The organism is Jatrophihabitans sp., from assembly GCF_036389215.1.
Classification (GTDB): Bacteria; Actinomycetota; Actinomycetes; order Mycobacteriales; family Jatrophihabitantaceae; genus Jatrophihabitans_A.
The window spans coordinates 1-12547 of the sequence record NZ_DASVQG010000159.1 but is presented as its reverse complement, the minus strand read 5'-3'; the positions used below and the strand labels follow the sequence as shown (position 1 = coordinate 12547).

Genomic DNA, 12547 nt, shown 5'->3' with positions numbered 1-12547 from the left:
ATCTCGCAGCGGATGCACCGGCACGGTGCGGCGGTGATGATCCAGCTGACCCACCTCGGGCGCCGGTCGCAATGGGACATCGACCGCTGGCTGCCTGCGGTCAGTCCCTCCGGGGTTCGCGAGCGGGCGCACCGCAGCTTTCCCAAGCCGATCGAGCGGCTGGACATCGACCGCATCGTCCGCGCGTACGGCGATGCCGCCCGGCTGGCTCGCGAGGGTGGCCTGGACGGGGTCGAGATAGCCGCCATGGCGGGTCATCTCATCGATCAGTTCTGGTCACCACGGACCAACCAGCGCACCGACGAGTTCGGGGGCAGCCTGGAGAACCGGTTGAGATTCGGGCAACTCGTCCTGACCGAGATCCGGCGCCAGGTCGGTCCGGACTTCGTGGTCGGCATGCGGATTCCGGGCGACGAGGGTGCCCGCAACGGGCTGGGCCAGTCCGATTGCATCGACATCGCGACCGCGACGGCGGCCACCGGCCTGGTGGACTTCTTCTCGGTGGTCTATGGATCCGGCAACACCGACCGGGAACTGTCGGACCTGATCCCGGTCTTCGGACGCCCCCTCGGCGGCAGTCTCTCGGTGGCCGGCGCCATTGGCAAGGAGGTCGAGCTGCCCATCCTGCACGCGGGGCGGATCGCGGACCTCTCGACGGCCCGGCACGCCCTGCGTGGCGGCTACGCCGACATGGTCGGGATGACCCGGGCACACATCGCCGATCCCTACATCGTCGCCAAGCTGCTCGCGGGGGAGGAAGACCGGATCAGGCCCTGCGTGGGAGCGACCTACTGCGCCTCACGGGTGGAGACCTTCTGCCTGCACAACCCGGCGACCGGACGGGAGGCCACCATCGCGCACACCGCACCGCCGGCCGACCAGCCGCTGCGGGTGGTGGTCGTGGGCGGCGGCCCGGCCGGCTTGGAAGCGGCCCGGGTCAGCGCCGAACGCGGGCACCAGGTGACCCTGCTGGAGGCTGCCGACAAGCTCGGCGGCCAGGTCCTGCTGGCCGCCCGGACCCAGCGGCACGCCGAGAAGCTCGGCATCGCGGAGTGGCTGGCCGGTGAGGTCCGCCGGCTCGGGGTCACCGTCCGGCTCAACTGCTACGCCGAGAAGCAGGACGTGCTCGCCCTGGCACCGGAGGTTGTCATCGTCGCCACGGGTGGCTATCCGGACACCGGCGTGGTGGACGACGGCGAGGAGTTGCTCACCTCCACCTGGGACGTGCTGAGCCAGACGCCGACCGCCGGCCGGACGGCACTCGTCTACGACGACCACGGCGGCGAGCAGGCGCTGACCGCGGCCGAGCGGCTGGCCACCGCCGGAGTCGCCGTCGAACTCGTGACCCCCGACCGCATGATCGGCGCCCAGGTGACCGGCACGATCTACCCCGACTACCTGCGGGTGTTGTACTCCAAGGGAGTCGTGGCGACCCCCGATCACGAGTTGAGGTCGGTTCGGCGCGGCAACGGAAACCTCGTCGCGACGCTGGTCAACGCCTATACCGACGCGGAGGTGCGGCGATGCGTCGACCAGGTCGTCGTCGAGCACGGCACGATTGCCGTCGACGAGCTGTACTCCGAGCTGCGTGCCGGATCGGTGAACCTGGGTGAGACCGATCCTGACCGCCTGGTCGCCGTGCGCCCGCAGGACCAAGCGCACAATCCCGCTGGGCGGTACCGGCTGTTCCGGATCGGCGATGCGGTCGCTCACCGCAACGTCCACGCGGCCATCTACGACGCTCGGCGGCTGTGCCTGGCGCTGTGACACCGCACTGGGGGCAGCTGGGGCAAACTTCCAGGCATGCAGTTCTCCCTGTTCGGCGCCGAGGCCGCGGATCCGCTCGTCGAGGACCTGGACGGCGTGCTGTTCGCCGGCGGTGACTGGGTGCGGGCCGACGGCGGATCGGCTGCCCGGCTGTCGGTTCTGGTGGCCGAGCAGTGGCGGGCCGATGCGCTGCGGGAGGAGTTCGCCGACCGGGACCTCGCCTCGGACACCGCCGCCGCACCCGGCGACCTGATCGCGGTGCGCACCGAGATCACCCCGCGGCTGGGCCAGCACGCCCTCCGCTGGACCAGGGGCGCCGCACTGCGGCCGCCGGCCGATCTGGCGCTGAGCGCCTCCGGGTTGCGGCTGTGGGCGATCGCCGCCGGCCGGGCCGAGGAGGCCGGTTACCTGCTGCGGATGGCCGATCCGGACGGCGAGCTGCACCGGATGGCCGGCGCTCAGCTGGCCAGGCTCGGTGTCACCGCGGTCGCGGTCGGCAGCCGGGTGGGCACCGGCTGGCGGGTCACGTCGGTGAAACGGTTGCGCCGGTTGGCCGAACTGATCGGCGCGCCGCCAGCCGGCTGCGGGCCGGATTGGCCGCGCGGCTGATCGGCCGGCGTGCTCGGCAGCTGTCCCGGGTGACCCGCGCGCGCCAGGGCCGCTAGGCGTTACATTCAGGTCCATGGACATCGGCATCCACCCCACAGTGGTCGTGATGGGTGTCTCGGGCAGCGGCAAGACCACGGTCGGAGGAGTCCTTGCCAACCAGCTCGGCGTTCCGTTCGCCGACGCCGACGACTTCCACACCCCCGAGCTGAAGGCCAAGATGGCGGCTGGCCACCCGCTGACCGACGAGGACCGCTGGCCGTGGTTGGCCCGGTGCGCCGACTGGTTGCGCGGCGAGCAGGAGGGCGCCGTGCTGGCCTGTTCGGCGCTGCGGCGCAGCTACCGTGACGTGCTCAGGACGGCCTCGAACCGGCTGTGCTTCCTGCACCTGGCCGGCTCGCCGGAGGTGGTCACCGAGCGGGTGAGCCACCGGCGCAACCACTACATGCCGGCCTCGCTGGTGGATTCCCAGTACGCCACCCTCGAACCACTGGGTCCGGAGGAGTTCGGCGTGGCCATCGACTTCACCCTGGGCCCCGAGCAGATCGTCGAACAATTCCTCAAGGAGGTCCAGTGACCGTCACTGCAGCGCACCTGATCGCGGCGGGCAGCTCTGGTAGCCACGACACCCGCCTGGTCCTGGCCGCCCTGATCGGCATCGCGGTGATCATCGCGCTGATCACGTTCCTCAAGCTCAACCCGTTCCTGAGCCTGACCATCGGGGCGCTGCTGGTCGGGGCGATCGCCGGTCTCGGCATGGACAAGACCGTGGCGAGCTTCGGCACCGGGGTGGGCGCCACCGTCGCCAGTGTCGGGACCCTGATCGCGCTCGGGGCCATCTTCGGCAAGCTGCTGGCCGATTCGGGGGGTGCTGACCAGCTCGTCGACACGATCGTGGGCCGGTCCAGTGAGCGGACGCTGCCCTGGGCGATGGCCCTGGTCGGCATGATCATCGGCCTGCCGATGTTCTTCGAGATCGGCCTGGTGCTGCTGATGCCGGTGATCCTGCTGGTAGCCCGGCGCTCCGGTCTGCCGCTGCTGCGGGTGGCGATCCCCGCCCTGGCGGGCCTGTCGGCGATGCATGGCTTCGTGCCGCCACACCCGGGGCCGCTGGCGGCCGTCGGCGCGCTGAACGCCGACCTGGGGCTGACCCTGGGCCTCGGGGTGCTGGTCGCGGTGCCGACCGTGATCGTCGGCGGCCCGCTGTTCTCCCGGCTCGCCGCTCGCTGGGTCGACGTGCCGGTGCCCGAGCTGTTCCTCGGTTCGGCGGTCGAGGAGCCGGGCAGGCTGGAGACCGCCCGGGCCGGCACCCGTTCGCCGGCCGCCACCGGCTCCACCGCCACCGGCTCCGGGACCGCCACCGGCTCGACCGCCACCGGCTCCGGGACCGCTTTGGGCACCGGCTCCGGGACCGCTTTGGGCACCGGCACCGGCGCGGGTTCCGTCGCAGCCAGTGCCGACAACCTGGTAGCCGGCGGGCCGCGGCCGGGACTGCGCCGGCCGTCCTTCGGCGTCACCCTGACCACCGTGCTGCTGCCGGTGGTGCTGATGCTGGCCAAGGCGATCGCCGACGTGGTGGACGAGAACGGCAAGGGGGTCCTCAAGCGCAGCCTCGACTTCATCGGCACGCCGCTCATCGCGCTGCTGCTGGCGGTGCTGCTGGCGATCTACACCTTCGGCATCGGGATCGGCTTCGACAAGGAGCGGCTGTCGGCCACGGTCGACGAGGCGCTGCCGCCGATCGCCGGCATCCTGCTGATCGTGGCGGCCGGCGGCGGCCTGAAGCAGGTGCTGGTCGACAGCGGCATCTCCAAGATCATCGCCTCCTGGGTGGAAGGCAGCACCATCTCGCCGTTGCTGCTCGCCTGGTTCGTGGCCGTCCTGATCAGGCTGGCGACCGGTTCGGCGACCGTCGCCACGATCACCACCGCCGGCATCCTGCAGCCGGTCGCCGAGACGCTGAGCAACTCGCACCTGTCTCTGCTGGTGCTGGCGATCGGGGCCGGCTCGCTGTTCTTCTCCCATGTCAACGACGCCGGGTTCTGGTTGACCAAGCAGTACTTCGGGCTGTCGGTGAGCCAGAACATCAAGTCCTGGTCGATCATGGAGACCATCCTCTCGGTGAGCGGCATCCTGGTAGTGCTGGCTCTCAGCGTCGTGATCTGAGACTCTTCGCGGCTGGCAGCGGCCGGCGGTGGCTGGCAGCGGCCGGTGAATGCGCTTGCAGTCTGCGGGGACCGACCGGCAATCCTGGAGGCAAGGTAAGGCACGGGTGGGGTACCGTCCGCCGCAGCACCATGCAACATAGTGGTACTTCACGATCACCGATGGTGATCACAGACAGGAGCGAGTGGTGGCACAGGCACGCGGGAAGAAAACGGGCACCGGCAACAAGCTGGTGATCGTGGAATCCCCTGCGAAGGCGAAGACGATCGGCGGGTACCTCGGCAGCGGGTACACCGTCGAGGCGTCCATCGGCCATATCAGGGATCTGCCCCGCAATGCCGCGGATGTCCCCGCCGCCTACAAGGGCAAACCGTGGGCCCGGCTCGGCGTCGACACCGAGCACGACTTCGAACCGCTGTACGTGATCAGCCCTGACCGCAGGCAGCAGGTCAGCAAGCTCAAGGCCCTGGTCAAGGACGCCGACGAGGTCTACCTGGCCACCGATGAGGACCGCGAGGGCGAGGCCATCGCCTGGCACCTGGTGCAGACGCTCAAGCCGTCGGTGCCGGTGCGCCGGATGGTCTTCCACGAGATCACGCCGGCCGCCATCGCCCGGGCGGTGGCCGAACCGCGCGAGATCGACGCCCACCTCGTCGACGCCCAGGAGACCCGCCGGATCCTGGACCGGCTCTACGGCTACGAAGTGTCGCCGGTGCTGTGGAAGAAGGTGCTGCCGCGGCTGTCGGCCGGCCGGGTGCAGTCGGTGGCCACCCGGATCGTCGTCGAGCGCGAGCGCCAGCGGATGGCCTTCCATACCGCCAACTACTGGGACATCGAAGGCAGTTTCACGCCGGCCGTCCGCAAGCAGGGCGATCCCGAGGCCTTCAGCGCCACCCTGGTCGCCCTGGACGACGAGCGGATCGCCACCGGCAAGGACTTCGACCCGGCGACCGGCCGGGCGTCCTCGGAGGTGCTGCACCTCGACGAATCCGGCGCCCGGGGGCTGGCCGCCCGGCTGGCCGGTGTCGACTTCGCGGTGACCCGGGTCGAGGAGAAGCCCTACCGCCGCCGGCCCTACCCGCCGTTCATGACCTCGACCTTGCAGCAGGAGGCCGGCCGCAAGCTGCGCTGGTCCTCCCAGGTCACCATGCGGGTGGCCCAGCGGCTGTACGAGAACGGCTACATCACCTACATGCGTACCGACTCGACGAACCTGTCCGAGACGGCGCTGACGGCGGCCAGGTCGCAGGCCCGCGACCTCTACGGCGACGCCTACGTGCCGGCCGAGCCGCGCCACTACAGCCGCAAGGTGAAGAACGCCCAGGAGGCGCACGAGGCGATCCGGCCGGCCGGTGACTCCTTCCGCACCCCGGGCCAGCTGGCCTCGGCGCTGTCCTCGGATGAGTTCCGGCTCTACGAGCTGATCTGGCAGCGCACCCTGGCCTCGCAGATGTCCGACGCCGTGGGCACCACCATGTCGATCCGGCTGGCCGGCACCTCGGTGGCCGGCGAGCGGGCCGAGTTCGCCACCTCCGGGCGCACCATCACCTTTCCCGGCTTCCTGCGGGCCTACGTCGAGGACACCGACGACTCGGCCGACTCGACGGCCGGTGGTTCCACGGAGTCCGGCCGTGACGACAGCGAGAAGCGGCTGCCGCAGCTCAGTCGCGGTGACGGGCTCGGGGTGCGCTCGCTGGAACCCACCGGGCACTCGACCAGCCCGCCGTCGCGCTACACCGAGGCCTCGCTGGTCAAGGCCCTGGAGGAGCTCGGGATCGGCCGGCCGTCCACCTACGCCTCGATCATGCAGACGATCCAGGACCGCGGCTACGTCTGGAAGAAGGGCACCGCGCTGGTGCCGTCCTGGGTGGCCTTCGCCGTGGTCGGCCTGCTCGAGGGCCACTTCGGCCGGCTGGTGGACTACGGCTTCACCGCCTCGGTCGAGAACGACCTGGACTCGATCGCCGGTGGCACCACCTCGCGGGTGGACTGGCTGCGCCGGTTCTACTTCGGCATCGGCGACGGCGAGCGCAGCGCCGATGACGGCCGGATCTCCGCCCAGGGCGGGCTGAAGAAGCTGATCGCCGAGCGGCTGGAGGACATCGACGCCCGGGGCGTGAACTCCATCCAGCTGTTCGGGGCCGACAGTGACATCGTCGTGCGGGTCGGGCGCTACGGCCCGTACGTCCAGCAGGGCGGCGCGGATTCCGAGCGCCGGGCCTCGGTGCCCGACGACCTGGCACCGGACGAGCTGACTCCGGAGAAGGTGCAGGAGCTGCTGTCGGCGCCCTCCGGTGACTACACGATCGGGGTCGACCCGCAGACCGGCCGCGAGATCACCGGCAAGAACGGCCGGTTCGGCCCGTACGTGACCGATGGCGAGCGGACCGCGTCGCTGTTCAAGACGATGTCGCTGGACGCCCTGAGCCTGGAGGACGCCGCCCGGCTGCTGACCCTGCCCCGGGTGGTCGGGATCGACCCGAACGCCGAGGACCGGAAGGCTGCCGAGATCACCGCCCAGAACGGCCGGTACGGGCCCTACATCAAGCGCGGCACCGACTCCAGGTCGCTGGCGTCGGAGGAGCAGCTGTTCACCGTCACCCTGGACGAGGCACTGGCGATCTTCGCCCAGCCGAAGCTGCGGGGCCGGCAGGCCGCCGCCGCGCCGCCGTTGAAGGAGCTGGGCGTCGATCCGGTGTCGCAGAAGCCGATGGTGGTCAAGGACGGCCGGTTCGGGCCGTACGTGACCGACGGCGAGACCAATGCCTCGCTGCGGCGCGATGACTCGGTGGAGGCGCTCACCGACGAACGCGCCTCGGAGCTGCTGGCAGACCGGCGGGCCCGCGGGCCGGTGAAGAAGGCCACCAAGCGTGCCGTGAAGAAGGCTCCCGCTGGATCAGCGGCCAAGAAGGTCGCCGCCAAGAAGGTGCCCGCGAAGAAGGTGCCCGCGAAGAAGACGGCCGCCAAGAAGGTTGCCGCCAAGAAGGTGGCGGCGAAGAACGCCTAGCCGGTATCGACCTCGCTGTATCGACCTCGCTGGATCGACCTAGCGGTATCGACCGAGCCGGTCGGCGGGAGCATTCCGTCCGTGCGGCACACTGGAACTGTGGCAGGCCGATATCACGAGATGACGTTCTCCGGCACGGTCGGGCGCGGCCAGGCCGCGTTCGACTCGGCGTCCCGGGCGGTGCTGAGCTTGCGCATGCATCGCAAGGCCGGCGTCCGCATGAGCATGCCGACCGACACCGTGCGGGTAGGCGACGTGATCCGGCTGAGCTTCGGCATCGGCCCGGTGGCGCTGCACGGCTCGTGTGACGTGGTGTGGGTGGCGGACGAGCCGCGCCGGCGTGGCTTCCGGTACCGGACCCGGCCCGATCATCCGGAAGAGGGTGAGGAGAGCTTCGTGGTCGACTGGGCGGCCGACGATCAGGTGGTGGTGACCATCGAGTCGCGAGCCCGGCCCAACATGCTGATCATGCGGCTGGCCGGTCCGGTCGGCCGGCTCGGCGCGGCGCTGGTCAACCGGCGCTACCTGTGGGCCGTTCGCAGGATCGTCACCAGCGAGAGCGCTGGCCCGGCGCTCGCCGGCCGGGACGGATCCGCATGACATCGCAGCCGGAACCGTTGCTGCGCGCAGTGGACGCCGTGGTCGTGCGGGTTCCCTCGCTCGAGGAGGGGCTCGCCTTCTACCACGACGCGCTCGGCCATGAACAGCTCTGGCGCACCGACACCATGCTGGCCCTGGGGTTCGGCGATTCGGAGACCGAGCTGGTGCTGGCACTCGACACCGGCCCCGAGACCGACCTGCTGGTCGAGTCGGTCGAGGACGCGGTGGCCAGGATCACCGAGGCCGGCGGCACGCTGGTCGCCGGACCGGATGACATCGCGGTGGGCAAGGTCGCCGTGGTGACCGACCCGTTCGGCAACCGGCTCACCCTGGTGGACCTGACGAATGGCCGGTTGCGGCCCGGCGGCTGACCGGGTCGTTCTGGAGCGTTCAGGTGGCGGCTAGGCCTGCTGGAACTCGATCCGGTTGCCGAACGGGTCGAAGGTGTGAAACCGCAGCAGTCCCGGTATCTCGCCGTCGGCCCGCACGCAGTCGTGGCCGGCGCCGGTCAGCGAGTCGAGCAGCGCGTCCAGCTCGGTCACCAGAAAGGCGGGATGCGCCTTGCGGGCCGGGGCAAACGGCTCCTCGACGCCGAGATGCAGCACGGCGCTGCCGGCGCTGAACCAGCAGCCACCCCGGACAGCCAGCGCCACCGGCTTCTCAACCTCGGTCATCCCCAACAGCGTCTCGTAGAACGCCCGGGCGGCATCCTCGCCGCCGGCCGGGATGGCCACCTGCACGTGATCCAGGGCCAGAATCATTAGGTCCCCTCCACCGGCTTGCGACCAGCCGTCTCGCGAGCGGCCGGCTTGTGCGCGACCACGAACGCGCGCAGGAACTCAAACACCGTACCGAACGGCCGGGCCGGGTAGGCCTGGCGTAGCAGTGCCGCGTACTCGGCAGTGAACTCCGTTGCCTCCTCTCCGGACAGCGCCTGCAGGACGGGCCGCAGACCGGTGCCCCGGACCCACTCCAGCACCGGGTCCGGCCCGCTGAGCACGTGCAGGTACGACGTCTGCCAGGCATTGACCAGCAGGCCGGCCTCCGTCAGCAGTTCCAGGTACTCCACCGGCTCGGCCACCGCGTCCTCATGCCGCAGCACGCCGGCCAACCGGTCTCGCCAGCGTGCCGAGCCCGCCAGTTCACGCATCAGCCGGTGCGACGGCGCGCCGAAATTGGCCGGAACCTGGAAGGCCAGCCAGCCGCCAGCAGCCAGCTGGTCCGCCCACCGAAGCAGCAACGCCCGGTGCCCGGGAACCCATTGCAGCAGGGCGTTGCTGATCAGCACGTCGACCCCGGTGGCCTCGAACTCCGCCGCATCGGCCAGCGCGAAGCTCAGCCGGCCACCGGCGAGGCCCGTGGCCCGCTCGATCATCTCGGCCGAGGAATCCAGCCCGCGCACCACCGCACCAGGCCAGCGCGAAGCCAGCGTCGCGGTCAGCTCCCCCGAACCACACCCCAGATCCACCACCAGGCCGGGCTGCGCCGCTTCGATCTGGCCGGCCAGGTCGAAGAACGGCCGGCTGCGCTGATCGCTGAACCTCGCGTACTGCGCCGGGTCCCATCGCAACAACGGCTGCTCCTCACGCTAGTCCGAAACACTACGATCCGCTCCGAAAACATCTTGACATCAAGAGAATATCCCTTGATGTCAAGAGACCTGCGCTAGGCTGCCGGGCATGGCTGACGAAGTGGATGCGATCGCCGCCGCGTGGCTCGCCGAGCGTCCCGACCTCGACGTGGAGCCGCTGCACATCCTGAGCCGGATCGCCCGGCTTGCCCAGCTTCTCGACGAGCGGCGCGCGCAGGCCTTCGCCGAACACGGCCTGGCCAGCCACGAGTTCGACGTGCTGGCCGCGCTGCGGCGGTCCGGTCATCCCTATGAGCGCACCCCCGGCCAGCTCATCGAGGCCACCCACGTCACCTCGGGGACCATGACCAACCGGCTGGACCGGCTGGCCGAGCGCAATCTGATCACCAGGAAGGCGCATCCCGAGGACGGCCGGCAGCTGCTGGTCCGGCTCACCGCGCTCGGCAGGCGCCGGGTGGACGCGGCCCTGCAGGAGCTGCTGTCCTCCGAGCGGGCACTGCTCGGCGGGCTGTCCCCGGCGCAGCGCAGGTTACTGGCCGGTGGCCTGCGCCGGCTGCTGCACACGCTGGCCGATCGCTGAGAAGGCTCAGCCCGTGGGAGCAGGGAATGGTCAGGCCGGCCCGTTAGGCTGAGACCCGCCCGAGCACCAGTGACCACCAGGAGCGAGCCATCTCAGCCGAATCCGCCGCCACTGCGGGTGATGCCACCGGGCGCAACCGCGACGCCAGCGTGATGGTGTCTGGCTCCGGTGCGATCCGCGGCGTGCTGGCTAACACCGCCTTCCGCCGGCTCTGGTACTGCACGGGCCTGTCCAGCCTCGGTGACTGGCTGGGGCTGCTGGCCACCACGGCGCTGGCCACCCAGCTGGCCACCGGCTACCAGGCGCAGAACTACGCCCTCGGCGGTGTGCTGGTGGTCCGGCTGCTGCCCTCGGCCATCCTGGGGCCGCTGGCGGGCGCCTTCGCCGACCGGTTCGACCGGCGCTACACGATGGTCGTCACCGATCTGCTGCGGTTCTTCCTGTTCCTGGCGATCCCGATCTTCTCGTCCCTGCCGGTGCTCTACGTCGCGACGTTCCTGATCGAGTGCATCGGGCTGTTCTGGAATCCGGCCAAGGACGCCTCGGTGCCCAACCTGGTACGCCGCGACCAGCTCGAGGCCGCGAACCAGCTCAGCCTGATCACCACCTACGGGCTCACACCGGTGCTGGCGGCGGCGCTGTTCAGCATGCTGGCGCTGATCTCGACGGCGTTCGCCGGCCGGTTCAGCTTCTTCGGCACCCACCAGGTGGACCTCGCGCTGTACTTCAACGCCGCCACCTTCCTCGTCGGCGCGCTGACAGTGCTGTTCATCAAGCAGATCTCGGGCTTCCGGGGCGCCGGCCGGCGCGAGAGCCAGCCCAGCCTCTGGGCGATGCTGGCCGAGGGCGCCCAGTTCGTCCGGTCCACCGGTCTGCTGCGCGGGCTGATCCTGGGCATCCTCGGCGCGTTCGCGGCCGGCGGGGCGGTGGTAGGCGCAGGCAAGACCTACGTCCGCAGCCTCGGCGGTGGCGACGCTGCCTACGGGATGCTGTTCGGAACGGTGTTCATGGGCCTGGGCCTCGGTATGGCGCTGGGGCCACGGGTGGCCCGCGAGGTGTCGCGGCGCCGGGTGTTCGGGCTGGCCATCGTGCTGGCCGGCAGCTGCCTGGCGCTGATGGCCGTCGTGCCGCACGTGGTACTGGCGATGATCACCGTCCTCGGCGTCGGGTTCGGGGCCGGCGTCGGCTACCTGGCCGGCATCACGCTGCTCGGCTCGGAGATCGAGGACGAGATGCGTGGCCGGATCTTCGCCTTCATCCAGTCCATGGTGCGGGTGGTGATGATCCTGGCGCTGGCAGCGGTGCCGGTGCTGGTCGGCACCATCGGCCAGCGGCGGCTGCCGGGAACCGACGGCACCGTCGACGGCACCAGGATCGTGCTGCTCGCGGCGGGTGTGCTGGCCGTGGCAACCGGGGTGCTGGCCTACCGGATGATGGACGAGCGCAGCGGGGTGCCGGTGCTCGCTGACCTCGTGACGGCGTTCCGCCGGGACTCCTCCGGCCGGCGCCGGCTGCAGTCCGGTGGGGTGCTGATCGCCTTCGAGGGCGGCGAGGGAGCCGGCAAGTCCACCCAGATCGCGTTGCTGGCCGAGGCGATCCGCGCTACCGGGCGAACCGTGGTGGTCACCCACGAACCCGGCGCCACCTCCGTCGGCCGCCAGATCCGCGGTCTGGTACTCGATTCGGACGAGCGGATCTCGCCGCGCTCGGAGGCGCTGCTGTTCGCCGCCGACCGGGCACAGCACGTCGCCACGGTGATCCGGCCGGCGCTGGACCGTGGCGAGGTGGTGATCACCGACCGGTTCGTCGACTCCTCGCTGGCCTACCAGGGCGCCGGCCGGACGCTGGCCCTGGAGGACGTCAAGCGGCTGTCCCGGTGGGCCACCGAGGAGCTGGTGCCGGACCTGACGGTGCTGCTGGACGTCCCGGCCGAGGTCGGGCTGGCCCGGATGCACCGGCGGGAGGCCGGTCCCGAGGCCGGCACCGGTAACAGCAGCAGCTCCGGGCCGGACCGCCTCGAGCGCGAGACCCTGGAGTTTCACGAGCGGGTCCGGGCCGGTTTCCGGTCCTTGGCAGAATCGGACCCGAACCGCTACCTGGTGCTCGATGCCAGCCGCCCGATCCAGGACTTGGCGGCCACCATCAGCACCCGGGTGCTGGCGGTGCTGCCCGCTGCCCAGGCCGGCAGCCAGCCCGGCCCGCAGCCGGCTGGCCGCCGGCCCGAGACGGC

11 protein-coding genes are annotated in these 12547 nt (G+C 70.7%); 9 read left to right on the top strand and 2 right to left on the bottom strand.

The genetic code is table 11. From position 1 onward, the window contains the following. From VF542_RS08160 to VF542_RS08130, 7 genes are all read left to right on the top strand, one after another. The coding region (locus VF542_RS08160) for an FAD-dependent oxidoreductase (RefSeq protein WP_408651203.1) at window positions 1-1767 on the top strand (1767 nt) is incomplete at its 5' end. A gap of 36 nt (window positions 1768-1803) precedes the next feature. Further along, entirely contained in the window at window positions 1804-2376 is a 573-nt protein-coding gene (locus VF542_RS08155; protein ID WP_408651202.1) for a hypothetical protein, read from the top strand. A 73-nt stretch (window positions 2377-2449) separates the two neighbouring features. Beyond that, window positions 2450-2950, top strand: a complete 501-nt coding sequence (locus tag VF542_RS08150; RefSeq protein ID WP_408651201.1) for a gluconokinase — start codon at window positions 2450-2452, stop codon at window positions 2948-2950. After that, on the top strand, window positions 2947-4539 hold the full coding sequence (locus VF542_RS08145; protein WP_408651200.1) for a GntP family permease: 1593 nt from the start codon (window positions 2947-2949) through the stop codon (window positions 4537-4539). The genes VF542_RS08150 and VF542_RS08145 overlap by 4 nt, the downstream gene beginning before the upstream one ends. Window positions 4540-4726: 187 nt before the next feature. Beyond that, window positions 4727-7546: a type I DNA topoisomerase gene (gene topA / locus VF542_RS08140; protein WP_408651199.1), complete on the top strand. Its 2820-nt coding sequence runs from the start codon at window positions 4727-4729 to the stop codon at window positions 7544-7546. A 99-nt stretch (window positions 7547-7645) separates the two neighbouring features. Next, complete coding sequence (locus tag VF542_RS08135) at window positions 7646-8146, top strand: DUF1990 family protein (RefSeq protein ID WP_408651198.1); 501 nt, start codon at window positions 7646-7648, stop codon at window positions 8144-8146. Then, window positions 8143-8517: a VOC family protein gene (locus VF542_RS08130; RefSeq protein WP_408651197.1), complete on the top strand. Its 375-nt coding sequence runs from the start codon at window positions 8143-8145 to the stop codon at window positions 8515-8517. Before VF542_RS08135 ends, VF542_RS08130 begins: the two co-directional genes overlap by 4 nt. A gap of 30 nt (window positions 8518-8547) precedes the next feature. Here the strand turns inward: VF542_RS08130 and VF542_RS08125 are convergent, their stop codons facing one another. Together VF542_RS08125 and VF542_RS08120 are read right to left on the bottom strand one after the other, a co-directional pair. Beyond that, a complete protein-coding gene (locus VF542_RS08125; protein WP_408651196.1) occupies window positions 8548-8907 on the bottom strand; it encodes a VOC family protein in 360 nt (119 codons plus the stop codon). Continuing rightward, window positions 8907-9719 carry a trans-aconitate 2-methyltransferase gene (locus tag VF542_RS08120; protein WP_408651195.1) on the bottom strand — a complete coding sequence of 271 codons (813 nt, stop codon included), beginning with the start codon at window positions 9717-9719 and terminating at the stop codon, window positions 8907-8909. The genes VF542_RS08125 and VF542_RS08120 overlap by 1 nt, the downstream gene beginning before the upstream one ends. 106 nt (window positions 9720-9825) lie before the next feature. On the opposite strand from VF542_RS08120, the gene VF542_RS08115 reads away from it, so the two are divergent. Both VF542_RS08115 and tmk read left to right on the top strand, forming a co-directional pair. Then, window positions 9826-10317, top strand: a complete 492-nt coding sequence (locus VF542_RS08115) for a MarR family winged helix-turn-helix transcriptional regulator (RefSeq protein WP_408651194.1) — start codon at window positions 9826-9828, stop codon at window positions 10315-10317. A gap of 182 nt (window positions 10318-10499) precedes the next feature. Continuing rightward, window positions 10500-12547 (top strand): dTMP kinase (tmk, locus tag VF542_RS08110; RefSeq protein ID WP_408651193.1); only part of this gene is annotated, 2048 nt, incomplete at its 3' end.